The organism is Streptomyces sp. TRM70350 (genome assembly GCF_019219825.1).
GTDB lineage: Bacteria > Actinomycetota > Actinomycetes > Streptomycetales > Streptomycetaceae > Streptomyces.
In genome coordinates, this window is sequence record NZ_JAHUXH010000027.1 from 16,110 (window position 1) to 41,493 (window position 25,384).

21 protein-coding genes, 1 tRNA gene and 1 riboswitch are annotated in these 25,384 nt (G+C 69.9%); of the genes, 6 read left to right on the forward strand and 16 right to left on the reverse strand.

The annotated features are described in order from the left end of the window. Both KWI83_RS29585 and KWI83_RS29590 read left to right on the forward strand, forming a co-directional pair. Window positions 1–1,218 (forward strand): acetyl-CoA C-acetyltransferase, encoded by a 1,218-nt coding sequence (locus tag KWI83_RS29585; RefSeq protein ID WP_218517439.1) that lies wholly within the window; start codon window positions 1–3, stop codon window positions 1,216–1,218. Window positions 1,219–1,495: 277 nt separating this feature from the next. Beyond that, complete coding sequence (locus tag KWI83_RS29590) at window positions 1,496–2,275, forward strand: hypothetical protein (protein WP_218517440.1); 780 nt, start codon at window positions 1,496–1,498, stop codon at window positions 2,273–2,275. A gap of 115 nt (window positions 2,276–2,390) precedes the next feature. Here the strand turns inward: KWI83_RS29590 and KWI83_RS29595 are convergent, their stop codons facing one another. Further along, on the reverse strand, window positions 2,391–2,702 hold the full coding sequence (locus KWI83_RS29595) for a hypothetical protein (protein WP_218517441.1): 312 nt from the start codon (window positions 2,700–2,702) through the stop codon (window positions 2,391–2,393). 94 nt (window positions 2,703–2,796) lie between these two features. Between KWI83_RS29595 and KWI83_RS29600 the strand changes: the two genes are divergently transcribed. After that, window positions 2,797–3,024 (forward strand): DUF4287 domain-containing protein, encoded by a 228-nt coding sequence (locus KWI83_RS29600; protein ID WP_141311429.1) that lies wholly within the window; start codon window positions 2,797–2,799, stop codon window positions 3,022–3,024. 78 nt (window positions 3,025–3,102) lie between these two features. On the opposite strand, the gene KWI83_RS29605 is transcribed toward KWI83_RS29600, so the two are convergent. The 4 genes from KWI83_RS29605 to KWI83_RS29620 all read right to left on the reverse strand — a co-directional run bounded on the left by KWI83_RS29605 (window position 3,103) and on the right by KWI83_RS29620 (window position 7,351). Next, window positions 3,103–4,002, reverse strand: a complete 900-nt coding sequence (locus KWI83_RS29605; protein WP_218517442.1) for a Bax inhibitor-1/YccA family protein — start codon at window positions 4,000–4,002, stop codon at window positions 3,103–3,105. Window positions 4,003–4,204: 202 nt separating this feature from the next. Then, window positions 4,205–5,380 carry a 4-hydroxybenzoate 3-monooxygenase gene (locus tag KWI83_RS29610; RefSeq protein ID WP_218517443.1) on the reverse strand — a complete coding sequence of 392 codons (1,176 nt, stop codon included), beginning with the start codon at window positions 5,378–5,380 and terminating at the stop codon, window positions 4,205–4,207. Window positions 5,381–6,041: 661 nt separating this feature from the next. After that, window positions 6,042–6,233: a hypothetical protein gene (locus tag KWI83_RS29615; protein WP_218517444.1), complete on the reverse strand. Its 192-nt coding sequence runs from the start codon at window positions 6,231–6,233 to the stop codon at window positions 6,042–6,044. A 1,035-nt stretch (window positions 6,234–7,268) separates the two neighbouring features. Continuing rightward, a tRNA-Leu gene (locus KWI83_RS29620) sits at window positions 7,269–7,351 on the reverse strand. Between the two features lie 415 nt (window positions 7,352–7,766). Between KWI83_RS29620 and KWI83_RS29625 the strand changes: the two genes are divergently transcribed. Together KWI83_RS29625 and KWI83_RS29630 are read left to right on the forward strand one after the other, a co-directional pair. After that, window positions 7,767–8,567 carry an ABC transporter ATP-binding protein gene (locus tag KWI83_RS29625; protein WP_218517445.1) on the forward strand — a complete coding sequence of 267 codons (801 nt, stop codon included), beginning with the start codon at window positions 7,767–7,769 and terminating at the stop codon, window positions 8,565–8,567. Between the two features lie 36 nt (window positions 8,568–8,603). Continuing rightward, on the forward strand, window positions 8,604–11,132 hold the full coding sequence (locus KWI83_RS29630; RefSeq protein WP_218517446.1) for an ABC transporter permease: 2,529 nt from the start codon (window positions 8,604–8,606) through the stop codon (window positions 11,130–11,132). A gap of 61 nt (window positions 11,133–11,193) precedes the next feature. Here the strand turns inward: KWI83_RS29630 and KWI83_RS29635 are convergent, their stop codons facing one another. Then, the gene (locus KWI83_RS29635) at window positions 11,194–12,489 is read right to left on the reverse strand and encodes a cyclopropane-fatty-acyl-phospholipid synthase family protein (RefSeq protein ID WP_218517447.1); all 1,296 of its coding nucleotides are present in this window, start codon (window positions 12,487–12,489) and stop codon (window positions 11,194–11,196) included. A gap of 297 nt (window positions 12,490–12,786) precedes the next feature. On the opposite strand from KWI83_RS29635, the gene KWI83_RS29640 reads away from it, so the two are divergent. Further along, window positions 12,787–13,389 (forward strand): hypothetical protein, encoded by a 603-nt coding sequence (locus KWI83_RS29640; protein WP_218517448.1) that lies wholly within the window; start codon window positions 12,787–12,789, stop codon window positions 13,387–13,389. Window positions 13,390–13,484: 95 nt separating this feature from the next. Here KWI83_RS29640 and KWI83_RS29645 read toward each other — a convergent pair whose 3' ends face one another. From KWI83_RS29645 to KWI83_RS29690, 10 genes are all read right to left on the reverse strand, one after another. After that, window positions 13,485–14,870 carry an NAD(P)/FAD-dependent oxidoreductase gene (locus KWI83_RS29645; protein ID WP_218517449.1) on the reverse strand — a complete coding sequence of 462 codons (1,386 nt, stop codon included), beginning with the start codon at window positions 14,868–14,870 and terminating at the stop codon, window positions 13,485–13,487. Window positions 14,871–15,726: 856 nt separating this feature from the next. Further along, entirely contained in the window at window positions 15,727–16,698 is a 972-nt protein-coding gene (locus KWI83_RS29650) for a Ppx/GppA phosphatase family protein (protein ID WP_218517450.1), read from the reverse strand. Continuing rightward, window positions 16,695–17,252, reverse strand: a complete 558-nt coding sequence (locus KWI83_RS29655) for a DUF501 domain-containing protein (RefSeq protein ID WP_218517451.1) — start codon at window positions 17,250–17,252, stop codon at window positions 16,695–16,697. Before KWI83_RS29655 ends, KWI83_RS29650 begins: the two co-directional genes overlap by 4 nt. A 19-nt stretch (window positions 17,253–17,271) precedes the next feature. Then, a complete protein-coding gene (locus tag KWI83_RS29660) occupies window positions 17,272–17,748 on the reverse strand; it encodes a septum formation initiator family protein (RefSeq protein ID WP_218517452.1) in 477 nt (158 codons plus the stop codon). A gap of 94 nt (window positions 17,749–17,842) precedes the next feature. Continuing rightward, on the reverse strand, window positions 17,843–19,123 hold the full coding sequence (gene eno / locus KWI83_RS29665) for a phosphopyruvate hydratase (protein WP_218517453.1): 1,281 nt from the start codon (window positions 19,121–19,123) through the stop codon (window positions 17,843–17,845). A 276-nt stretch (window positions 19,124–19,399) separates the two neighbouring features. Continuing rightward, window positions 19,400–20,098 carry a transglycosylase family protein gene (locus tag KWI83_RS29670; protein ID WP_218517454.1) on the reverse strand — a complete coding sequence of 233 codons (699 nt, stop codon included), beginning with the start codon at window positions 20,096–20,098 and terminating at the stop codon, window positions 19,400–19,402. Between the two features lie 4 nt (window positions 20,099–20,102). Beyond that, a riboswitch (cyclic di-AMP (ydaO/yuaA leader) is annotated at window positions 20,103–20,282 on the reverse strand. Between the two features lie 209 nt (window positions 20,283–20,491). After that, window positions 20,492–21,628, reverse strand: a complete 1,137-nt coding sequence (locus KWI83_RS29675; protein WP_218517455.1) for a transglycosylase family protein — start codon at window positions 21,626–21,628, stop codon at window positions 20,492–20,494. Between the two features lie 196 nt (window positions 21,629–21,824). Further along, window positions 21,825–23,126 carry a cytochrome P450 gene (locus KWI83_RS29680; protein WP_218517456.1) on the reverse strand — a complete coding sequence of 434 codons (1,302 nt, stop codon included), beginning with the start codon at window positions 23,124–23,126 and terminating at the stop codon, window positions 21,825–21,827. Beyond that, window positions 23,123–24,205, reverse strand: a complete 1,083-nt coding sequence (locus tag KWI83_RS29685; RefSeq protein WP_374106405.1) for a nucleoside triphosphate pyrophosphohydrolase — start codon at window positions 24,203–24,205, stop codon at window positions 23,123–23,125. The genes KWI83_RS29680 and KWI83_RS29685 overlap by 4 nt, the downstream gene beginning before the upstream one ends. Before the next feature lie 484 nt (window positions 24,206–24,689). Further along, window positions 24,690–25,334, reverse strand: a complete 645-nt coding sequence (locus KWI83_RS29690; protein WP_218517457.1) for a SurA N-terminal domain-containing protein — start codon at window positions 25,332–25,334, stop codon at window positions 24,690–24,692. Window positions 25,335–25,384: the final 50 nt, after the last annotated feature.

The following is a 25,384-nucleotide window of genomic DNA, read 5'->3' on the forward strand; positions in this document are numbered from 1 at the left end:
ATGCCCGAAGCCGTGATCGTCTCTGCCGCCCGCTCCCCCATCGGCCGCGCCTTCAAGGGCTCCCTCAAGGACCTGCGCCCCGACGACCTCACCGCCACGATCATCCAGGCGGCCCTCGCCAAGGTGCCCGAGCTGGACCCGAAGGACATCGACGACCTGATGCTCGGCTGCGGTCTGCCCGGCGGCGAGCAGGGCCACAACCTCGGCCGGATCGTCGCCGTACAGATGGGCATGGACCACCTGCCGGGCTGCACGATCACCCGCTACTGCTCCTCCTCCCTCCAGACCTCCCGGATGGCGCTGCACGCCATCAAGGCCGGCGAGGGCGATGTCTTCATCTCCGCGGGCGTGGAGATGGTCTCCCGCTCGCAGTACGGCACCTCGGACCAGCCCGACACCCACAACCCGCTCTTCGCCGACGCCGAGGCCCGTACGGCCGCCGTCGCCGCGTCCGAGGGCACGTCCTGGCACGACCCGCGCGAGGACGGCCTGCTGCCCGACCCGTACATCGCCATGGGCCAGACGGCCGAGAACCTGGCCCGCTCCTGGGGCGTGACCCGCCAGGAGATGGACGAGTTCGGCGTCCGCTCGCAGAACCTCGCCGAGGAGGCCATCAAGAAGGGGTTCTGGGAGCGCGAGATCACCCCGGTGACCCTCCCCGACGGCACGGTCATCAGCAAGGACGACGGCCCCCGCCCGGGCGTCACCATGGAGGGCGTCGCGGGCCTGAAGCCGGTCTTCCGCCCCGACGGCCTGGTCACCGCCGGCAACTGCTGCCCCCTCAACGACGGCGCCGCGGCCCTGGTCATCATGTCGGACACCAAGGCCCGCGAGCTGGGCCTGACCCCGCTCGCCCGGATCGTCTCCACCGGCGTCTCCGGCCTGTCCCCCGAGATCATGGGCTACGGCCCCGTCGAGGCCTCGAAGCAGGCCCTCGCCCGCGCGGGCCTGACCATCGACGACATCGACCTGGTCGAGATCAACGAGGCGTTCGCCGCCCAGGTGATCCCCTCCTACCGCGACCTGAACATCCCGCTGGAGAAGCTGAACGTCAACGGCGGAGCCATCGCCGTCGGCCACCCCTTCGGCATGACCGGCGCCCGGATCACCGGCACGCTCATCAACTCCCTGCAGTGGCACGACAAGCAGTTCGGCCTGGAGACGATGTGCGTCGGCGGCGGCCAGGGCATGGCGATGGTCATCGAGCGCCTCAGCTGACACCCGTACCCCCCGCGTGACCGGCACGGCACCCGCCGTCACGCATCGGCCCGGAACCCCGGAACCCGGGGGTTCCGGGCCGTTTGTGACCCAATCTCCCCCAGGATGTGACCTATCTCCCTCGCCACAGGGATCACCGCAGGTCAGAGCGGATTCAGAGGAAACATCCGACGCAAAGTCCTGTCCGTTTCGTGACGTTACGCACTGACAGCTGGTTAGTTCACCCATCAAGCTGATGTAGGAAGTCGGGGGTCGACCTTGAACCGGGAGTACGTCAGTGAGCGCCATGCCGATCGCCTTGCTGGTCACCACGGCCGCCACGGGCGCCGTGGGCGTAGCCGTCCTGCGCACCCTCCTGCAGCTGCGCCGCCAGGTCGCGGCCCTGCACACCGAACTCGCCGAGGGCCGCGCCACCGCCCGCACCCTGCTGCCCGCCGCCCGCACCCCGGCGGACGCCGAGGAGATACGCGCGGCCGTGGCCGAGGCGCTGGCCGAGGAGCGGGAGCGGGAGCTGGCCGAGGCGCGCGCCTTCTGGGCCGCCCAGGAGGCGCGTGACGTCTCCGACGCGCCCTCGCTGCTGGGGCTGCCCGACAACGACCTCTTTCTTCCCCGGCAGGCCGATTTCGCGGGCCTGGAGCCGGTGGCCGAGCCCGGCGCCGAGCCCGACGAGTTCGCCGGAGACTCCCCCGAACTGGCCGCGGCCCGCCGCCGCCACCCCTCCCACCCCGACTTCACTCCGACCCCGTCACCGGTCGTCAACGACCACGAACGCACCGTGTCCATCCTGGAGCGGCTGGCCGCGTCCCGAGTCGAACTCACCGACGTCCGCCCCGGCCCCCTGGGCACCCTCGACGTCTATGTCTTCGCCGACGGTACGACGCTCTGCATGACCCCCGGCCACCGGGAAACCGCCGAACGCCTCGCCGCGGCCCTCCGCTCCGGCGAGACCCCGGTCCTCCTGGGCGGCTCGGGCATCTCGGGCGCGTACACGCTGACGTTCACCTGCGGCGAGGAGACGGTGTACCTCCTGGCGGACAGGGTGATCGCGTCCTTCTAGGACGCCGAGCACGGCGACGCGCTTTCAGGGGCGCGGGGCTGTATCAATATGCGGCTCCGCCGCGTGGGCGCGAGCAACCCACCACGCACCCGCACCCGCACCCGCGACCAAACCGTCACACCCCCGCCCGCTTCTGCGCCTCCCCCACCACCCGTACGGCCTCCTCCACCTCGGCCTCGCTCGTCAACACGACGGCGAGATCCCGCCCCGCAACGCTGATCTGGTCCGCCGCCGCGAACATCCCCGCATCCGGCATCTCCCGAGGCTCACTCCCCGGCGCCTCCACCGACTGCGCCCACCGAGACAGTTCCCTGGCCAGCGCCAACGCCTCCGCCGCGGCTCCCCGCTGCAACCGACTCTGCGGCGCCGCCCTCAACCGATCCGCAAATTGATCAACCGCACTGATCAGACGCGTCGTATCAACCACGCCGGCAGGCTACCCGCACTGTTGCCAACAGACGAACGCTCAGGCACCGTGACCTGAAGGACCGGCTTACACCCGATGGCAACCGGAGGCGCCGATGTCCCAAGTCTTCTCCGAGGAGACCCACCGCAATCTGCTCGCCCGTATCCCGCACTGCACCGGTCGTGAAGTCTCCGACTGGCTGCGCACCGTAGAAGAAGGACCCGCTCTCCGCTTCGAGGAGAAGGTCAGCTGGCTGCGTCACGAGTACGACCTCGCGTACGGCCACGCCAAGGCGATCATCCACGAGTACGACCTGAGGAGGGCCGCGCGCAAACTGCTCTGACCGTGCGACACACCATGGAAAAGGGCCCCGGAAGAATCCGGGGCCCCTTCACCCATCGGAGTTCAGCCGCGCGGTGCCTCAGTCGTCGCCGCTGAAGATGGCGACCAGCCGCAGCATCTCGATGTAGATCCACACCAGGGTCATGGTCAGACCGAACGCGGCCAGCCAGGACTCCTCGCGCGGCGCACCGTAGGCGATGCCGTCCTCGATCTGCTTGAAGTCGAGGGTCAGGAAGAACGCACCGAGCACGATCGCGATGATGCCGACGATCGCACCGAGCGGGCCCATGCTGCGCAGTCCGCCGTCCTCGGCGACGCCGAAGGCGACCAGCAGCAGGTTGACGGCCATGACCAGGATGAAGGCCAAGGCGATCGCCATGCCGATCCGGGCGTAGCGCGCGGTGACGCGGACCCAGCCGGCCTTGTAGATGAGCAGCGTGGCGCCGGAGACCGCCATGGTGCCGAGCACCGCCTGGAAGGGCGCGCCGGACCAGCGGCTGTTGAACATCTCGCTGAACACGCCGAGGAAGACACCCTCGAACGCGGCGTAGGACAGGATCAGCGCGGGCGACGCCTTGCGCTTGAACGACTGGACCATCGCCAGGACGAAGGCGATGATCGCGGCGCCGATCGCCAGGCCGAAGCTGCTGGACGACACCGGCAGCACGGCCCAGGCGAGGACGGCACCGACGACGACCGTGCCGAGCGTCATCGCCGAGCGCATGACGACGTCGTCCATCGTCATCCGGCCGGTGCCGGCCGGAGCCTGCGGCGGCGCGCCGTACTGCAGGTCCTGCTGCGCGTAGGGGTTCTGGGCGTACGGGTTCTGCGCGTAGGGGTTGCCGGCGCCGGGCTGGGCGTAGGGGTTGCCCTGGGTGCCTACAGCGGCGCCCCCGGCCTGCGGCGCGGTGTTGAAGCCCGCGTAGCCGTTGTCGCGGCTGAACCCCCGTCGCGAGAAGACCGGGTTGCTGCTCCTCATTTCACTCCTCCATGGCCACCCTGCGTGGCTCTGGCCCAAGAGTAATGGACAGGCAAAGGAATCACCCTAGTGCTTGGGGAGGATCTTTCCCCCGCCGTGCTGGGCAACACGCTAGCCGGGTGCGTGATTCCCGCCACCGGAGGGCGTCATTCCTGACGAACTCGCTACCTGGCCGGAACCGGTCGGTGATCCGCCGGACAGGTCAGCCGATCGGGAACCCGGTGTACGCCTCGGCCAGGTCGGTCTCCGCGGCCCGTGAGGTCACGATCCGGTCCAGCCGGGCGAGTTGGAGCCGGTCCTCGAAGTCAGTGGCGTCCGGGGCCTTGTGCAGCAGCGTCGTCATGTCGTAGGAGAACCGCTCGGCCTGCCAGACGCGGCGCAGGCAGGTCTCCGAGTAGGCGTCGAGCAGCTCGGCCGATCCCGTTTTCTGCTGGTGCGTCAGGGCCCGCGCGAAGGTGACGACATCGCCGACGGCCAGGTTGAGGCCCTTGGCGCCGGTCGGCGGCACGATGTGCGCGGCGTCACCGGCGAGGAAGAGCCGCCCGTGCCGCATCGGCTCGTGCACGAAGGACCGCATGGGCGTGACCGACTTCTGAGTGATCGGCCCGCGTCGCAGCCGCCATCCGTCGGCGGTCTCGAACCGCCGTTCCAACTCCGCCCAGATGTCGTCGTCGTCCCACTCCTCGGCGTCCGTGCCGTCCGGCACCTGGAGGTAGAGGCGGGACACGGACGTCGACCGCATGGACAGCAGGGCGAAGCCGCGGTCGTGCCGGGCGTAGACCAGCTCGTCGTGCGAGGGAGGTACATCGGCGAGGACGCCAAGCCACCCGAACGGGTACATCCGTTCGAACACCCGGGAGAGTGAGGCCGGTACGGCCTTGCGGGCGACGCCCCAGAAGCCGTCGCATCCGACGACGTACTCGCACTCCAGTACGCCTTCGCTTCCCTCCTGCCGGAATCGCACACGCGGCCGATCGCTCTGCGCGTCCTCGACCGCGAGCGCCTCCGCCTTGAACAGCAGCGGGCCGCCCTCCTTCAGTTGCAGGGCGATGAGGTCCTTGCACACCTCGGTCTGGGCGTACACCATCACGGAGCGGCCGCCGGTCAGGGCGGGGAAGTCGACGCGGTGGCGGCGTCGGTCGAAGCGCAGTTCGATGCCGTCGTGCCGCAGCCCCTCCCGGTCCATCCGCTCCCCGGCCCCGGCCGCGCGCAGTACGTCCACCGTCCCCTGCTCCAGGATCCCGGCGCGCTGCCGCCGTTCGACGTAGGCCCGGTCGCGGCTCTCCAGCACGACCGAGTCGATCCCGGAGTTGTGCAGCAGCCGCGCGAGCAGCAGGCCGGCCGGGCCGGCTCCGATGATGCCGACGGTGGTGCGCATCGGGCGGTTCCCTTCGCCTGTTGTGAAGTTCGCAAGGTGAAATTAACTTCACCCTCCTCGGGACGTGAGTCTCCGCTCCCATCCGCCGAGTGTCAACGGGTCTGCGGGCTGAAGTCCTCCATGGACGATGCGGACAAACGGCGTTCATCGTAAGTGCCCGGAACGGATTCGAACCGGAGACGACACCCCACTCTGCACTCGACGCAGGGCCTGGAGCGGACATCGCCGCACGGGCCGGACACGCGCGGCAGGCACAGGCGGCACTCGCGTTCGCCTGGTACGGCATCGAGGCCCATCACACCGACGACCCGGCGCCCACCTCGTTCTCAGCCCGATCACCTGCACGATCGCTTCGCCCGTTCCGCGCAGGTGTTGTCGGCTCCACGGGAGCATGTGCAGCGGGCCATCGTCGTTACCAGGCGCTCACCCGGGTCCGGCTCGGCGAGCCATGCGCGGCGGCCGAGCTGCTGCACACATGCGTGGCCTGCTGCTACGACAGGCGGCCGGGGCGCTGCACCCGGGCGGCGGGCACGCGGTCCTCCATGACTGCGTCACGCGGTATCGCGGAACCCGTGGCGGCGCAGGCCCGAGTCGGCGGGGTGTGCAGTCGCTGTCACCGCTGTCGACGTCATGGGCGGACACGCCGACACCCTTGGCCGTTTCAGCCCGATCCCGCCTCCGTGACGCTGAGCTTGTGGGCGGAGTGAAGCGCGGCGAGGAAGGCGGCCAGGTAGAGGGCCACGGCGAGGACGGCCAGTTGCCACCACGGGACGCTCAGGACGAAGCCGGAGATCTGCGAGGCGAGGACCACGCTCGGCACTACGGCGATCACCAGGCCGAGTACGGTACTCACCGCGATGAGGGCGCCGTGCTGGCAGAGCAGGACGTGGCGCGCCCAGCGCGGGGGGGATGCCGGCGGCGATCAGGCGGGCCACGTATCGGCGCAGAATGCGGGTCTGGCTGCGGGTGGCGGCCAGGACGGCGAAGAGCGCCAGGACCACCAGGCCCACGGCGGTGGCCAGCAGTGCCGCAGGGGGCACGGGATCGTCCGGTTTCACGTGGATCAGGACGGCGCCGGCGTCCATGCCGGCGTTGATGACGGCCTGTTGCAGGGCATGGGCCCGGTCGGCGGAGACGCCGGTGACCATGACCGGGGCCGTCGGTCTGGATCGGGAGCTGGAGCGCCTCGGCGGTGGAGCGCAGCATGATGCCGCCGGAGCCGGCCCCGGCTCCATGCCGCTCGCATCGCCTGGCACGCGGGTATGGGCGCGCCTCACCTGGCGGCGGACCAGGTGCCGGAGCTTGCCTAGTGTCATGCCTCTGGAACCCTGAGTCTTGTTTCTGCTTGGTTGTGTCAGTCGTGGGCTGACCTTGGCCAGGTAGTCGGCGAGGGTCTCCCAGCATCCGCGTCACGGCTGCTCAGCGCGCAGGATCTCCAGGTGCCGCAGCAGGCCGTCGACCACACGGGCAAGGCACTGGGCGTAGGTGATCTCGGGGCGCAGCCCCACACCAGGGGCGAGATCAAGGCGAGTTCACGCCTCGCTCACCCCTGCCGCGCACACCCTGGGCACACGGTCCTTCAGCAGCCCGAGCCCAGCCTTCTCCACCTTCGAATCGGGCGTGGCGGCCGGGCGAGGTGTACACGTTTGCCACGGCAGGAGGCAGGGGTTCCGGTACGACGAAGGGGGCCGCACCTCAGGGGGACGCTGTTGGCCTATTCGGTCCTCGCCTGACGTCTGCTCCGACAGCCGCTGGCGGGTGAGACGGGCCATGACCGACTCGCCCTTGAGGAGCTGGGCCAATCCGTGCGCCAGCGGTGCGCCGGCGACACGGCCGAGTGACCGCGAGTCCCGGCCTTTTCGCCAGGTCAGACGACGTGGGACGTTTGTGCCCGGAACCGGACTCGAACCGGTACGCCCGCGAGGGGCAGCGAGGTTTAAGCTCGCCGTGTCTGCATTCCACCATCCGGGCAGGCCATGGGCTCCGCGTCGAGGTTCGAGCCTATCGGGATACATCCCCCGAACAGCGGAAGGGCGGACCGATGTTGTCTTATTTTATTGACGTCTGAGGGTGCATCAGCACTCGGTACGAGCCGTCCGCACTTGCCAATAGCCTTACCGCCGAGGGTCGGCCGCGCATGCGGAATGACGGAATTTCACCGTCCCAACACCGCCCGAACGAGGGGGTTCCCCCTGTTCTCGACAGGTGCCCCCATCCGGGACCCCGTAGGGACCGTCCGTCATCCCCAGGTATGAGACGGGCGTCCGCAGTCCCACCGGAGTCTGCCCCCGGAACCGGAACAGCGACTGACTACACGGCGCCGTACGGCCGAGACGATGGAGCACGTCCCAAGAACCACCCGTCGTCCCGACAGGAGCGCCACCCCGTGACCACCACACCCGTCGCCGGCCGGACCACCACCGTGGCCGCGCGCGCCACGGATCTGTCGAAGATCTACGGACAGGGCGAGACCCAGGTGGTCGCCCTGGACCGGGTCTCCGTCGACTTCCGGCAGGCCGAGTTCACCGCGATCATGGGCCCCTCCGGCTCCGGCAAGTCCACCCTCATGCACTGCGTGGCGGGCCTGGACACCTTCTCCTCCGGCTCCGTGCGCATCGGCGACACCGAACTGGGCTCCCTGAAGGACAAGCAGCTCACCAAGTTGCGCCGCGACAAGATCGGCTTCATCTTCCAGGCGTTCAACCTGCTGCCGACGCTGACCGCCCTGGAGAACATCACCCTTCCGATGGACATCGCCGGCCGCAAGCCGGACCAGCAGTGGCTGGACACCGTGATCCAGATGGTGGGTCTGAAGGACCGGCTGAGCCACCGCCCGTCCCAGCTCTCCGGCGGCCAGCAGCAGCGCGTCGCCGTCGCCCGCGCCCTGGCCTCCCGCCCCGAGATCGTCTTCGGCGACGAGCCGACCGGAAACCTCGACTCCCGTTCCGGCGCCGAGGTGCTGGGCTTCCTGCGCAACTCCGTGCGCGAGCTGGGCCAGACGGTGGTCATGGTCACCCACGACCCGGTGGCGGCGGCGTACGCCGACCGGGTGGTCTTCCTCGCCGACGGCCGGATCACCGACGATATGTACGGGCCGACCGCGGACTCGGTCCTCGACCGCATGCTGCATCTTTCTGGGGGGACCCCCCAGACCCCCGGATTCGACGCCAAGGGCCGCACGAGCTGACGCTCCCTCATCCACAGATCCAGGACTGAGACTTCCATGTTCCGCACCGCCCTGCGCAACGTACTCGCGCACAAGGCCCGGCTCCTGATGACCGTGCTCGCCGTCATGCTCGGCGTGGCGTTCGTCTCGGGGACGCTGGTCTTCACCAACACCATCTCGGACGCCCTCCAGAAGAGCTCCGCCAAGGGCTTCGAGCACGTCGACGTGGCCGTGACGGCCGAGGGACGCCAGGACACCGGCGACACCCTCGGCAAGGCCCCCGAGCTGACCCGGGCGCTGCTCGACGACGCCGCGCGGGTGCCGGGGGCCGCCGACGCCATCGGTGTCGTCAGCGGCTTCACCGCCATGGCCGACAAGGACGGCAAGCTGATCGGCGACGGCTTCCAGACGCAGGGCGGGAACTACTGGGGCGACAAGGACCCCCGTTACCCGCTGGTCAGCGGTAGCGCCCCCAAGGGCCCCGACGAGGTGCTCGTCGACTCGGAGACCGCCAAGCGCGTCGGATACGAGGTCGGCGACACGGTCCGGCTGTCCATCGACGGCCCGGTCCTCACCCCGAAGATCACCGGCATCTTCACCACCGACGACGGCAACGTCGCCGCCGGTGGCAGCCTCACCCTCTTCGACACCGCCACCGCGCAGCGCCTGTTCGGCACGACGGGCACCTACGACCAGATCGACGTGACCGCGAAGGCGGGCGTCAGCCAGGCCGCGCTCAAGGCGGAGCTGGACAAGGCGCTGCCGAAGGACGTCGTCGAGACCACCACCGCCGGCGAACTCGCCGACGACCAGGCGATGATGATCGCCGAGTCGATGAGCGGACTGAAGCAGGCCCTGCTGGTCTTCGCCGGTATCGCGCTCTTCGTCGGTACGTTCATCATCGCCAACACCTTCACCATGCTGGTCGCCCAGCGCACCAAGGAACTGGCCCTGCTGCGCGCCGTCGGCGCCTCCCGCAGGCAGGTCACCCGGTCCGTGCTGATCGAGGCGTTCCTGGTCGGCGCGATCGCCGCCGTGACCGGTCTGATCGCCGGCGTCGGCATCGGCGCCGGGCTGCGCTCCCTGATGGGCACGCTCGACGCCACCGTGCCCGACGGCCCGCTGGTGATCTCCCCCGGCACCATCGGCACCGCCCTCGCGGTCGGCGTCCTCGTCACCATGCTGGCGGCCTGGCTGCCCGGCCGCCGGGCCGCGAAGATCCCGCCGGTCGCGGCGATGAGCAGCGTGCACGCCCAGGCGAGCGTGAAGTCGCTGGTGCTGCGCAACACCATCGGTGCCCTGTTCTCCGCGGCCGGCGTCGCGGTGATCCTCGCGGCCACGACGATGAGCGGCTCGGACGGTCAGGCTCCGATGGGCCTCGGCGCGGTGCTGCTGATCATCGGCGTGTTCGTCCTGACCCCGCTGCTGTCCCGCCCGCTGATCGCGGCGGCGGCACCGGTCCTGCGCGTCTTCGGCGTCTCGGGCAAGCTCGCCCGTCAGAACTCGGTGCGCAACCCGCGCCGTACGGCCGCCACCGCCTCCGCCCTGATGATCGGCCTCACCCTGATCACCGGTATGACAGTGATGGCGGGCAGCCTGCAGAAGTCGATCGACAAGATGGCCTCGGCCGCGATCCGCGCGGACTACGTCGTCTCGATGGCGAACGGCAACTTCCTCTCCCCGGACGTCGACGAGAAGCTGCGGCAGACCGAGGGCGTCACCGCCACCAGCCCGCTGCGCAACGCGCCCGCGCGCATCGGCGGCGAGACCGAGTACGTCACCGGTGTCACCGGCTCCACGATCGGTGAACTGACCGACCTCAAGGTCGACAGCGGCACCTTCGAGGTGGGCGGCACGGACGTCGTCGTCGACGCGGAGACCGCGGCGTCGCACGACTGGACGGCCGGCTCGACGTTCGGCGCCTCGTTCGAGGACGGCGAGAAGCAGCAGTTCACGGTCGCCGGGGTCTACGAGGGCAACGACCTGATCCGCGGCATCATGCTCGACAACGCGACCCTCACGCCGCATCTGTCCGACCCGACCGACATGCGGGTCATGGTCAAGACGTCCGACGGCGCGTCCGAGGCGACGAAGGACCGGCTGGAGAAGGCCCTCGGCACCAACCCCGGCATCAAGGTCCAGGACAAGAAGGACATCTCCAACGAGATCGCGTCGATGTTCACGCTGATGCTGAACATGCTGTACGGCCTGCTGGCGATGGCGGTGATCGTCGCGGTCCTCGGTGTCATCAACACCCTGGCCATGTCGGTCTTCGAACGCTCGCAGGAGATCGGCATGCTCCGCGCGATCGGCCTGGACCGCAAGGGCATCAAGCGGATGGTCCGCCTGGAGTCCGTGGTCATCTCCCTGTTCGGCGGCGTGCTCGGCATCGGCCTGGGCGTGTTCTTCGGCTGGGCGGCCGGTGAGCTGCTGAGCACGAAGATGCCGACGTACGAACTGGTCCTGCCCTGGGCCCGGATGGCGGTCTTCCTGCTGCTGGCCGCGACGGTGGGCGTGCTCGCGGCCCTGTGGCCGGCCCGCCGGGCGGCGCGCCTGAACATGCTCGCGGCGATCAAGTCGGAGTAGTCCGTCGGGGTGTACGGCGATCAGGGCCCCGCTTCCCTCAGGAGGCGGGGCCCTTGGTTGTTCAGGCGTTCCAGGTGCGCGAGCGCAGCGGCATTCCGGAGGCGCCGGAGTCGGGGGTCCGCACGGCCAGGACCTGGTTGACGCCGATGCGGTTGCGCTCGAAGGACAGCGCCGAGGCGGCCATGTACAGCCGCCAGACGCGGGCGCGACCGGGGCTGGTCAGCTTGACCGCGCGGGCCCAGTCCGCCTCCAGGTTGGCGACCCAGCGGCGCAGGGTGAGGGCGTAGTGCTCGCGGATCGACTCCACGTCGCGCACCTCGAAGCCGGCGCGTTCCAGCTGGGTGACGGTGGTGCCGATGGGCTGCAGCTCGCCGTCGGGGAAGACATAGGAGTCGATGAACTCGTCGACGTGATAGGTGGACTCGTCCTGTTGCGGCCGTCTTGCGATCTGGTGGTTGAGCAGCCGACCGCCGGGGGTGAGCAGGGCGTACAGGTCCCGCGCGTACTGCAGATACCGCTCGGCGCCGACGTGTTCGGCCATGCCGATGGAGGAGACGGCGTCGTAGGGCCCGTCGCGGACGTCCCGGTAGTCCTGCACCCGGATCTCGACCCGGTCGGTCAGGCCCTCGTCGGCGACGCGTTTGCGGGCGTACGCCGCCTGTTCCTGGGACAGGGTGATGCCGACGACGCTCACGCCGTGCTCGCGGGCGGCGTGGATGGCCAGGGAGCCCCAGCCGCAGCCGACGTCGAGCAGGCGCTGACCGGGGGTCAGGGCGAGTTTGCGGCAGACGAGTTCGAGTTTGTCGCGCTGGGCGGTTTCCAGCGTGGCGTCGGGGGCGGGCCAGTAGGCGCAGGAGTACACCATGGACGGCCCGAGGACGAGCTCGTAGAAGTCGTTGCCCACGTCGTAGTGGTGGCTGATGGCGCGTTTGTCGCTGCGCTTGGTGTGCAGGTGACGACGGGGCCTGCGCACCTCCTCGCGGGGCGGGGCGGGCGGCAGCGAGGGTCCGGCGAGCCGTACCAGGCCCCGGACGGCGGCGCGTACCTCGGGGTCGCGCAGGGCCTCGCCGAGGCCGCGGGCGTCCTCGCCGCGCTCCCAGATCAGGCCGGCGAGCACATCGAGGGCGGTGTACAGATCGCCCTCGATCTCGAGGTCCCCGGCCACCCAGGCGCGGGCCAGGCCCAGTTCGCCGGGTTTCCACAACAGTCGGCGCAGGGCGCGCCGGTTGCGTACGACGAGGACCGGCGCGTCCGGCGGCCCCGCCTGCGAACCGTCCCAGGCGCGGATACGCACTAGGAGCGGAGTTCCCACCAGCTGCTCGAGCAGCCCCTTCAGCCGCGACGCGGCGTCAGTCATGGCGCACACCTCCGTGACAGCGATCCCGGAATGTCGGTCACCACGTAAACACCAGAATGCCCGCGACGCCGTCCCGCCACGGCGTCACGTTCGGGCAAATTGTCAGAGCGCCCGTGCGCTGTCCAGGACGGTCTCGGCATCCCGGTCCGTATCAGGGCGAGGGCATGGTGCGGGACGCGCCGACGTGGGTCAAGTCCCGAGTTTCCCTGTCACGGAAGGCCGTGGCATGACGGGCTTCGGGCGGCGGGCCGTAATGGACATATCCGCCTTCCCTACTTCCTTCGGATGTGAACGGCCATGACTCGTCTTTCCCGCTTCCAGCGCTTCGCCCTGCTCACCGCTTCCACCACGGTGATCACCGGAGGGGCCCTCCTGCCGGGCACCGCGTTCGCCGCCCCGGCGCCGCAGACCACGAGCGTCGCCATGGCTGAGGCGCGATGGGTGGAGGCCAGGGACGCTCCGAGCGGCATCACCGCCCAGCTTCCCGCGAAAGCCAAGGCCGAGAAGGTGCCCGGTGGTCGTACGTACGTAGCGACGACCGACTCGGAGGTCGTCCAGTTCTCGGTCCTCGACGCGACCGCTCTCGGTCGGAACGATCTCAGGGACGCCGTCAAGAACTACCTGATCGGCTTCAACGGGACCATGCAGTCCCCCAACGAGAAACTCACCAGCGACAACGTCCGCGAGGGCACCACGGCCGACGGCCATCACACCATCCATGCGGACGTCACGTCCCCTGACGGCACCGTCGGCCGCCTCGGCCTGATCCACGTGGGCGATCACGTGATCCAGATCGCGACGATCGGCATCGACGTACAGCCGGACACCGTGGAAAGGGACCACGAGAAGCTCGTCGACAGCATCCAGCTGCCCGCCGACAAGCGCGGCCGGGCCGCCTGACCGCCAAAGCCCTCGGTGCGCACACACGCCGAAGGGGCCGCCCGCACCACGGATGGCAGGCGGCCCCTTCTGGGGTGCTCAAGAGTGACCGGGGGTCAGGAGGCCTTCGCCTTCTCCTCGGTCTTCGCAGCGGCGGCAGCGACCGGCGCGGGCTTCGCCGCCTCGTAGAACTCCTCGCGCGGAGACTCCAGGGCGCCGAGCGCGACGACCTCGCGCTTGAGGAACATGCCGAGCGTCCAGTCGGCGAAGACGCGGATCTTGCGGTTCCAGGTCGGCATCGCCAGACCGTGGTAGCCGCGGTGCATGTACCAGGCGAGACGGCCCTTGAGCTTGATCTTCATCTTGCCCATGACGATCATCGCCACGCCCTTGTGCAGGCCGAGACCCGCCACCGCGCCCTTGTTGGCGTGGCTGTACTCCTTCTGCGGGAAGCCCCGCATCCCGGAGACCACGTTGTCGCCGAGCACCCTGGCCTGGCGCAGCGCGTGCTGGGCGTTCGGCGGGCACCAGGCGTTCTCCACGCCGGCCTTGCGGGCGGCGATGTCGGGCACCTGGGCGTTGTCGCCCGCGGCCCAGATGTAGTCCGTGCCCTTGACCTGGAGCGTCGGCTCGCAGTCGATGTGACCGCGCGGACCGAGCGGCAGGCCGAAGCGGGCCAGCGCCGGGTTCGGCTTGACGCCCGCCGTCCAGACGATCGTGTTGGCGTCGACCTCCAGGCCGTTCTTCAGCACCACGTGACCGTCGACGCAGGAGTCCATGGAGGTGGAGAGGTAGACCTCCACGCCCCGGCTCTCCAGGTGCTCCCTGCCGTAGGTGCCGAGCTTGGGCCCGACCTCGGGAAGGATCTTGTCGGCGGCGTCGACGAGGATGAAGCGCATGTCCTCACGGGACACGTTGTTGTAGTACTTGGCCGCGTCCCGGGCCATGTCCTCGACCTCACCGATGGTCTCCGCGCCCGCGAAGCCACCGCCGATGAAGACGAAGGTGAGCGCCTTGCGGCGGATGTCCTCGTCCGTCGTGGAGTCGGCCTTGTCGAGCTGCTCAAGGACGTGGTTGCGCAGGCCGATGGCCTCCTCGATGCCCTTCATGCCGATGCCCTGCTCGGCGAGGCCGGGGATCGGGAAGGTGCGGGAGACCGCGCCGAGCGCGACGACGAGGTAGTCGAAGGGAAGCTCGTACGCCTCGCCGACCAGCGGGGAGATGGTGGCGACCTTGCGGTCCTGGTCGATGGTGGTGACCCGACCGGTGAGCACCTCCGCCTTCGGCAGCACGCGTCGCAGCGGGACGACGACGTGGCGCGGGGAGATGTTGCCGGCGGCGGTTTCGGGGAGGAAGGGCTGGTAGGTCATGTACGACCGGGGGTCGACGACCGTGACGGTCGCCTCGCCGTAGCGCATCTTCTTCAGGATGCGCCGAGCCGCGTACAGGCCTACGTACCCACCGCCTACTACGAGGATCCTGGGACGCTCCGTGGTGCTCATGCCATCGAGTATCCACCCGTCTCAGAGGGGTAGCTCGTGCGCCCCTTCACAAGCTTGCCCACGCCCTCTGCTACACTGCGCGGCCCGCGTGACCGAGATCATGGCGGCCGCGGGGAACCTTCGTGCAGGGCGGACCGTTGTCAAGGCCGCGTGAGCTGCCTCTCTGGGATGCGGAGCCCCCTGCGAGCGGGCCGAAACACCCTCAGGCCAGGGGCGTCCGGAGCACCCTTGCACCGCCCACCTGAACATGTTCAAGTGCGTGTTCACCCCTCGGAAGGGTCAACCGGCGCGCATCCGTGGTCCGACAGGACCGAATTCCTTGTGAAGAACTTCACGAAGTTTCTTCGGCGGGCGTCTTCGAGGGGTTGCCGAGGCGGCCGAGGACCCCTCCCGGAAGTGCTCATACGCTAGCCGACCTGCTCAGCCGATGGCTACTGACCGGTAGTAAACGAGACCCGGAACACCCCGCAGACGCTGATCCGAGTCGCCGTCACCCGGTCGGCCACACTCCGCGCGAAATGGGTCGCAAGGCCGCATAACGTGCAGCCATGATCACTTCTCAGAAGGCCCTCAAGCGGGCCACCATGCGAATAGTCTCTGTCGGCGCCGCCCTGTGCATCTCCCTTGGTGTGGGGGCCGCGACGGCCGCAACCGCCGCCGCCGCGATACCCGTTCACCACGTCGCCACGAAGGCCGCGGCCGCCCAGTCGAGCCCGGCCCTCGGCGGCTATGGCGACGATGGGGGTGCAGCGGCGTCATCGTCCTTCTCTGCAACTGACCGATAGTCCGCATGGGCTGACCCGACGGCCCCGGTCCCTCCCCGCGAGGTACCGGGGCCGTTCCGTGTCACCGCGGGTCAGTCGATGTGCTTGGCCGCTTCCGCATCCTCTGCCGCCGTGAAGGCGATGCCGTCGAGGATGTCGTGCTCGCTGACGACGACCTCCTCGGCGCCGATCCGTTCCATGATCGACAGGAGCACCAGCGCGCCCGCGGCGATCACGTCGACGCGCCCCGGGTGCATGGCCGGTACGGCCGCGCGCTCGGCGTGGGTGGAGTGCAGGAGCCAGTCGGTGATCTCGCGGACCCGGTCGAGGGTGACCCGGGAGTGGTGGATGCGGGTCGGGTCGTACTCGGGCAGGTCCTGGGCGATCGCCGACACCGTGGTGACCGAACCGGCAAGCCCCACCAGCGTCTTCGCCTCGCGCAGCGGCACCGTCTCCTCGGCGACGTCGAGGGCGGCCTCGATGTCGGCCCGCATCGCCGTGATCTGCTCCTCGGAGGGCGGGTCGGAGACGACGCCGTCGCGGACCAGGTGACGCTCGGTCATCCGGACGCAGCCGATGTCGACCGAGCGGGCCGCGCGGACGTGCTCCTCCCCGACGACGAACTCCGTCGACCCGCCGCCGACGTCGACCACGAGGTAGGGCTTGGGCAGGTGATCGTGCTCCGCCAGCTCCTTCGTCGCGCCCGTGAAGGAGAACTCGGCCTCCTGGTCCCCCGTGATGACCTCGGGCTCGACGCCCAGGATGTCCATGACCCCCCGGACGAACACGTCCCGGTTCTCGGCGTCCCGGGAGGCGGAGGTGGCGACGAAGCGGAGCCGCTCGGCGCCGTGCTCCTTGATGATCGCCGCATAGTCACGGCAGGCGGCGAAGGTGCGCTCCAGCGCCTCGGGGGCGAGCCGCCCCGTGCGGTCGACGCCCTGGCCGAGCCGCACGATGGTCATACGGCGGTCCAGGTCGACGAGTTCCCCGGTGGCCGGGTCGACATCGGCGACGAGGAGCCGGATGGAGTTCGTGCCGCAGTCGATGGCGGCCACGCGGGTCACTTGTCGTCCTCCTCGTTCGCCACGGAGTCCGCCACGGAGTCCGCCATGGACACACACGGCCCCTTGCGCCACCACTCCGGCAGCATGGCCAGGGCCTCGTCGCCGAGCGGGTTCACGCCCGGCCCGGCGGCCAGGCTGTGCGCCACGAGCACGTGCAGGCACTTCACCCGGTCCGGCATGCCGCCCGCGCTCGGGAAGCCCGTCAGCTCCTCGATCTCGTCCCGGCGCCGGATGTAGTCCTCGTGCGCGGCGCGGTACGCGGCGGCGAGCTCCGGCTCGGTCTCCAGCCGGGCCGTCATCTCCTTCATCACGCCCTCGGCCTCCAGCGTGCCGATGGCCGACGAGGCCCGCGGGCACGTCAGGTAGTACAGCGTCGGAAAGGGCGTGCCGTCGGGCAGCCGCGGGGCCGTCTCCACGACGTCCGGCTGCCCGCACGGGCACCGGTGCGCGATGGCACGCAGCCCGCGCGGCGGCCGCCCTAGCTGCTGCTTGAAGGCCTCGACGTCCGCGTCGGTGGGCTCGGTGCGCGGGGTGGGCGGCGGGGGCGTTTCCATGACGTTCTTTCTCTTGTGGTCACTGATGGGAGGCGTCGGCCTTGTCGACGCCCTCCCAGACGTTCGCGTACCAGGGGCGGTCGGCCAGGCCCAGGTCGGTGCGCGGCTGCTTGGCCGCGTCCGGGTCGATCACGATGTAGCCGGTCTCCCCGGGCATGACGTAGTGCAGCCGCTCACGGATCTGCTGCTCCGCGTACGCGTCGTCCTGCCAGCGTGCCTTGAGATCACGCAGTTCCTCGACCCGCTGCTGGGCCTGTTCCTTCTCCTGCTGAAGGTCGGCGATCTCGGCGCGCTGGGCGACGTACTGCCTCATCGGATAGGCGAGGGCGACGACCAGGGAGCAGACGACGAGGGCGAGCAGGGCGGCCCGGCCGGTGAGCCGGGAGCGGCGGGCCTGGCGGCGGGTCTGCGAGCGGTAGACGCGGGCGGCCGTCTGCTCGCCGAGCAGCCGGATCCTGGTCGCGGTGGAGAAACGGTCCCGGTCCTTCACGGCCATCTGGCTTCCGCCTCCCGTCCACGCGCGTACGTCCCCGCACACGGTACGGGACCGGGTGCGGGGACGTACGTACGACGCTGCCTACGGTCTGTTGTCAGCCCTTGAAGCGAGGGAAGGCGCTGCGGCCGGCGTACACCGCGGCGTCGTCGAGGATCTCCTCGATGCGCAGCAGCTGGTTGTACTTGGCGACGCGCTCGGAGCGGGCCGGGGCGCCGGTCTTGATCTGGCCGCAGTTGGTGGCGACGGCGAGGTCGGCGATGGTGACGTCCTCGGTCTCGCCGGAGCGGTGGGACATCATGCACTTGAAGCCGTTGCGCTGGGCCAGCTCGACGGCGTCCAGGGTCTCGGTGAGCGAGCCGATCTGGTTGACCTTGACCAGCAGGGCGTTGGCCGCGCCCTCCTCGATGCCGCGGGCGAGGCGCTCGGGGTTGGTGACGAACAGGTCGTCGCCGACGAGCTGGACCTTGTCACCGAGCTTGGCGGTGATGGTCTTCCAGCCCTCCCAGTCGTCCTCGAACAGCGGGTCCTCGATGGAGACCAGCGGGTACGCCTCGACCAGCTCGGCGTAGTACTCGGTCATCTCGGCGGCCGAGCGCTCCTTGCCCTCGAAGGTGTAGACGCCGTCCTTGTAGAACTCGGACGCGGCCACGTCGAGGGCGAGGGCGATCTGCTCGCCGGGGGTGTAGCCGGCCTCCTTGATGGCCTCGAGGATGAGGTCGAGGGCGGCGCGGTTGGAGTCCAGGTTCGGGGCGAAGCCGCCCTCGTCGCCGAGGCCGGTGGCCAGGCCCTTGGACTTCAGGACCTTCTTCAGGGTGTGGTAGACCTCGGCGCCCCAGCGCAGGGCCTCGGAGAAGGACTCCGCGCCGATCGGGGCGATCATGAACTCCTGGATGTCCACGTTGGAGTCGGCGTGCGAGCCGCCGTTCAGGATGTTCATCATCGGCACCGGCAGCAGGTGCGCGTTGGGGCCGCCCAGGTAGCGGAACAGCGGCAGGTCGCTGGCCTCGGAGGCGGCGTGCGCGACGGCGAGCGAGACGCCGAGGATGGCGTTGGCGCCGAGGGAGCCCTTGTTGTCGGTGGCGTCCAGGTCGAACATCGCCTGGTCGATCAGGCGCTGCTCGGTGGCGTCGTAGCCGACCAGCTCCGGGCCGATCTGCTCGATGACGGCCAGGACGGCCTTCTCGACGCCCTTGCCGAGGTAACGGTTGGGGTCGCCGTCGCGGAGCTCGATGGCCTCGAAGGCGCCGGTGGAGGCGCCGGACGGGACGGCGGCACGGCCCGTGCTGCCGTCGTCGAGGCCGACCTCGACCTCGACCGTGGGGTTGCCTCGGGAGTCCAGGATTTCCCGGGCTACGACGACGTCGATGGACGGCACGAGCATCTCCTTCGTGGATGTGACGCGGTTAAGCAGGACCGCAGCGGCTCTGCGAGACGAGCCTAACCGGCTCGGGCCGATCGGCCAGCCGGTCGCCCACCCCGTGGACGGAACCGAGAGTAAATTGTTTCCGAACGGAACAAAGACGCTGACGCCCAACGGTGACACGAAAAGCCCCGCCCCGGTGCGTACGGGGGAACACGCACCGGGGCGGGGAGCCCGTGGGGACGGGGGGAACCTCACGGGCCTGCCCCTCGGACCGTAGCCGAACCCGTGTTACTTCAGGTGCAGCTGCTGGCCCGGGTAGATGAGGTCGGCGTCCTCGACGATGTCCTTGTTCAGCTGGAACAGCTTCTGCCAGCCGCCCTTGACGCCGTGCTCGGCGGCGATGGTGCTGAGGGTGTCGCCCTCGACGACCTTGTACTCGCCGTCGCCCTTCTTGACCTTGCCGCCGGTCGGGGTGGTGACCGTCTCCTTGGCGGCCGGGCGCTCCTGCGAACGGGAGGCCGACTGCTGCTCGGTCGCACGCGTGCTGGTCTCGGTGCTCTGCTGGGTGCTCTGCGAGGAGCCGCTGCCGGTGGAGCCGCCGCCGGTGTAGGTGGCGTTCGACAGGCCCTTGCCGCAGACCGGCCAGGCGCCCTTGCCCTGACCCGCGAGCACCTTCTCGGCGATCTGTATCTGCTGCGCCTTGGTGGCCTGGTCGGCGGTGGCGGCGTACTGCGTACCGCCGTACGCGGCCCAGGTCGAGGCGGAGAACTGCAGACCGCCGTAGTAGCCGTTGCCGGTGTTGATGGACCAGTTGCCGCCGGACTCGCACTGGGCGACGGCGTCCCACTCGGCAGCCGTGGCGGCGGAGGCGTTGCCGGCAGCCATCAGCGGGGCGGCGACGGCGGCGGCGCCGGTGACGCCGACGGCGGCGATGGCGCGAGCGGTCTTGGACGGACGACGGTGCTTGCCCTTGCCGGAAAACAGCATGGTTGGATCCCCTCACCGACGCCTGCGAGGTGAGCTGTCGGGTTCGGGCCGGTTGAGTTGCCCGGCCACACCTCCGCGGGAGGCGTGGCTTCACCCCGAGCCGGTTCCGGCGCTGAGTTGCCTCAACTGCCGGGCCCGGCACTTACCTTGGGTCCCCCGCTCCTGCCTGCGGCGCTTGACGCGACGACTGTTCCCGGGCAGCCGCTGGCAGGATTCGGCGTTGCGGCGACCGGGGCTCGTGTTGGCGAGCGGTCATGACCGTAGACACGCGATCGGCGGAATTTCAAAGACGATCAGGGCTTCTGAGACTCATCCCACACTTTCGCCAAATCGGACATTCAGCGCGAAGTATGACGTGAACTCCCGTTGCTCCCGGGCTGATTCCGTCCCCCGCTAGCCACCCGACTCGACGCCGACATCCAGCATCTGACCGGGGATGATGAGGTCCGGGTCGGTACCGAGGGAGTCCTTGTTCTCGGCGTAGAGAGCGGACCACCCGCCTTGCACACCAAGGGAGTCGGCGATCCCCCAGAGGCTGTCGCCCTCCCGGACGGTGTACGAACCGTCGACGGCCGCACGGGTGGTGGCGCCACCGCGCGAGGCGTGCCGCCCGGAGGATTCGGCGGTACGACCGCCAGCCGCACCCTCGTCCGCACTGAACCCGCGGTGCTTGCCGATGCCGAGGAGGGCGCCCGTGTCGGTCAGGTTCGAGGTGCTCGGCGTGCTCGATGACACGTCAGGGGACGGGGAAGTTGGGAGGAATTCGCCCGATTCAGGGGATTGGGTGGCGTTGGGGGATGCGGTGGATCCACCGGGCTCGGAGGTGGAGGTGGAGGGAGTGGACGGGATGGAAGTGGCGGAGCCGACAGATGGGGTGGATTCGACGAATTCGGTAGGCTTGGTGGAGCTTGTGGAATCCGCGGAATCCGTGGGCCCATTGGTCCCGCTTGCCCCATTGGAGCTGTTGGAGTCGTCGGCACCGTTGGACGTGTTGGACCCGTTTGAGTCGTCGGCGCTGCCGGTGCTGCCGGAGTAGCCGGACGAGTTGGACAAACCCAGCGAGTTGGACAGACCGCCCGAATCGCTGGATCTCGTGTTCAACGGCGTACTTGACGCGTCACCGGCCACACCGGTGTCGACCCGCGCCGACGCGGAGTCCGTGTCGAGCCCCACAAGCGGACCGCAGGTCGCCCATGCGCCGACACCCTGGTCCGCGAGCACCTTCTCGGCGACCGCGATCTGCTGCGAACGGCTGGCCCGGTCCGCGCTCGCGGCGTAGGTGAGTCCGCCGTACTTCTCCCAGTCCTCCTGGGAGAGTTGCAGCCCGCCGTAGTAGCCGTTGCCCGTGTCGGCGCTCCAGGAGCCACCGGTCTCGCACTCCGCGACCCGGTCCCAGGTCGTCCCGCTGGCCGCGCTCGCGCCGGTGGCGCCGAGGAGGGGGATGGCGATGGCAGAGCCGGTCACGCCGGCGGCGACGACGAGGGCGGGTGCCTGGCGGGGGCGACGGTGACGACCGTTCCCGGAGAGCATGCGGGGGCCTTTCGCGAGACTGCAGGGACCTGCGCGGCGGGTGATGCCGGGGGGCGCCGCGCTGATGGGTGAACGTATCGGCAGTCGATCACTTGTCACAAGTTAATGCCGCGCAGATCACGTGAAGATCACAGAGTTGAGTGCGTGTCACGTTTGCGCTGGTGCACTGCTTGTGCCCCGCGTTGGTGCCGGTCGGCTACGGAGTGGGGATGAACTCCACCGGCAACGTCCGCAGTCCCCGCATGATGAGCCCGCCGCGCCACCGCAATTCGCCGGGATCCACCGCGAGTCGCAGGTCGGGGAGGCGGGTGAGGAGGGTGGCGAGCGCGGTCTGGCCCTCCAGGCGGGCGAGGGGCGCGCCGAGGCAGTAATGGATGCCGTGGCCGTAGCCGAGGTGCTGGTTGTCACGGCGGGCGAGGTCGAGGGTGTCCGGGTCCGCGAACCGCTCCGGATCCCGGTCGGCGGCGGCGAGTACGACGAGGACGGGGTCGCCGGGTGCGATGTGCTGTCCGCCGATGGTGAGCGGCTGCGTGGCGAACCGCCAGGTGGCGAGCTCAACGGGGCCGTCGTAGCGGAGGAGTTCCTCGACGCCGGTTTCGAGCAGGACGCGTTCGCCTCGGGCCAGGGACTGCTGGAGGCGGGCGCGTTGCTCGGGGTGGGTGAGGAGGGCGTAGGTGCCGTTGCCGATGAGATTCACGGTCGTCTCAAAACCGGCGAACAGCAGGATGAACGCCATGGCTGCCGCCTCGTTCTCGGTGAGGTGCTCGCCGTGGTCGGAGGCGCGGATGAGGCCGGAGATGAGGTCCTCGCCGGGGGCGGGTTCGGTGGGGAGCGCCTCGCGCTTGCGGTGGATCAGCTCGGAGAGGTACCCGCGCATCATCTTCACCGACCGCGCGACCCCGCCCCGGGGACCGGCCCCGTGCCGGATCATCATGCCCGCCCAGTCCCGGAAGTCGTCCTGGTCCTCGCGGGGGACGCCGAGCATGTCGCAGATGGCGTAGATGGGGAGCGGGAAGGCGAACTCGTGGATGAGGTCGGCGGAGCCGTTGCGGGCGAACCGGTCGATGAGGTCGTCGGTGAGCTCCTGCACGCGGGGAGCGAACTCGGCGACGCGGCGCGGTGTGAACGCCTTCGAGACGAGCCGCCGCAGCCGGGTGTGGTCCGGCGGGTCGATATTGAGCAGATGCGTCATCAACTCGGCCTTGCGCTCACCGGGGATACCCGTCTTCCCCTTGGCGTGCGCGGGCTCGTCGTGATGCGCGGGATTCTTCGACAGCCGCTGGTCGGCCAGCGCCTGCTTGGCATCGACGTAACGGGTGACCAGCCAGGCCTCCACCCCGCTGGGCAGCTTGGTCCTGTGCACCGGGGCGTGCTCGCGGAGCCATGCGTAGGCGGGGTAGGGGTCGGTCGCGAACTCCCAGGTGAAGAGCTCGGGCGCCGGGGTGGCGGCGGGCGTGCGTGTGGGTGTGGGCGTGTCGGGGTGGTGCTGGTTGGTCACTCCTCGACGGTATCCGGAGGGGCGGGGGTATCCGGAGGGGCGGGGTTGTCGCCGAGGGCAACCCCCTCAGCGGCCCGCACCGCGTCCCGGTAGGCCCGGGCCGCCGAGCGCAGTGCCGCCTCCGGGTCCACGCCCGCCGCCTCGGCGCGTATCGCCAGCGCGAGCAGTTCGTACCCGATGCCCTCGCCCACCGGCAGCGGCACGTCCAGCCCCGCCGTGCGCACCCGGGACGCCAGCTTCGCCGCGAGGGCCAGGCCGGGCTGGTGCAGCGGGATGCCCTCGGTCACCGAGGTCCGCTGCTTCTCCTGGGCCTTCGTGCGCAGCCAGTGTTCCTTGACCTCCTCGGGGGTGGAGGCGGTCTCCTCGCCGAAGACGTGCGGGTGACGGTGGATGAGCTTGGCGACGATGGTGGCCGCGACGTCGTCGATGGAGAAGGGGGCGTCCGGGTCCTCCTCGGCTATCCGGGCGTGGAAGACGACCTGGAGGAGGACGTCGCCCAGTTCCTCCCGGAGCTCGTCGCGGTCGCCGTCCTCGATCGCCTCGACGAGTTCGTACGCCTCCTCGATGCCGTACTTCGCCAGGCCCTGGTGGGTCTGCCGGGACGACCAGGGGCACTCGGCGCGGATGCGGTCCATGACCTGGACGAGGTCGAGCAGTCGGGCGCCGGGCAGGTCGTAGGAGGCGGGGAGCAGTTCCAGCTCCGGCATACGGAACCGCCCGCTGCCGGCGAGCCGCGCCAGGCCGTCGGTCAGTTCCGGCTCGCCCTCACCGGTGGCGACGACGACCACGGTCCGCCCGTCGGCGCACACATCGACCAGTTCCTCGGCGGTCGGGGCGGCCTCCTCCACCGATATCCCCGCCTCGCGCAGATACGGCAGCTGCGGGTGCGCCCCGTCCGCGCACAGCACACGGTCGGCGGCGTGCAGGGCCTGCCACGCGGGCCAGGAGAGCAGGCCGGGGGCGACGCGGTGGCTGGTGGTGAGCAGGACGATACGGCCGGGGGCGGGGGTGCCGGTCTCCGGGTGCGTGGTCTTGCCCTGACCGGCGTCAGGAGCGCTGTCGAAGCTGGTTGCGTTCACGATCCGAACGTAACCCACGCCGCCGACAAGGCCGTGAGTTATCCACAGGCGGGGGTGCGATCATCGGATGAACGGCGTCTGATCGCTGTGTCGGCGTATGCGGCCGTGGGACGGCCGTGCCGTGAATGCCGTTCGCCGTGCCGCCGAGCGCCGTACCGCTGGGCGGTGCGCCGTACCGCTGGGCGGTGCGCCGTACCGCTGGGCGGTGCGCCGTACCGCTGGGCGGTGCGCCGTACCGCGAGGACCGTCCGCCATACCGCCGAACGCCCTGCGCCGTACGCGAGCACCCTCCGCCGAGCCGTGCGCCGTACCGCGAGGACCGTCCGCCATACCGCCGAACGCCCTGCGCCGTACGCGAGGACCCTCCGCCGAGCCGTGCGCCGTACCGCGAGGACCGTCCGCCATACCGCCGAACGCCCTGCGCCGTACGCGAGCACCCTCCGCCGAGCCGTGCGCCGTACCGCGAAAGCCCTCTGCCGTCCCGCTACGCCGTCTGCTGCCCCTGCCCGGTGGTGACCTCCCGCACCCACGGCGTCTTCACGTCCACGCGGCTGCTCTTCTGGACGTCCCAGCTGCCGTACCGCGGGTTGAGGTCGACGTTCAGCTTCTGGGAGGCGTCGGAGAGGGCCTTCCAGAAGGCCGGCTGGCTGGTGTCGGTGCCGAGCCTCGCGGCGAGCTTCTGGGCCTCCAGCTGGAGGCGGAGGTTCTCGTCCAGACGCTGCGGCGCCACGCCGTACTGCTGCAACCACGTCGTCTCCAGCGCCTTCGCACCGCCGACCTGCTCCTCCAGGCCGTCCCGCATCTCCTGGACCTCCTTGCGGCTGACGGAGACGCCGGCGTCCTGGGCGGCGCGGTGCAGCACCCGGTCGAGGACCATGCCGTGCAGGGTGTCGCGGGTCAGGCTGCCGGTCTTGGCGATCACCTGCGCGTACTGCGCCTCGTCGCCCACCGACGCCCGCTGCGCCTCGCGCACCTCGTTGACCCGGGTCTCCAGCTGCGCCACGGTGATCCGCTGGCCGCCGACGACGGCCGCCGCGCCCGGATGAGCGCCGTTTCCGCATGCGGTCAGGACGGGAGCCGCGGCGATCGCGGCGGACAGGAGGAGCGCGGTGCGGCGACGGCGGTGCAAGGGAGCCTCCCCGGGAGATTGTGCGACGGTGCACAAAGTCTTGCGGTGAT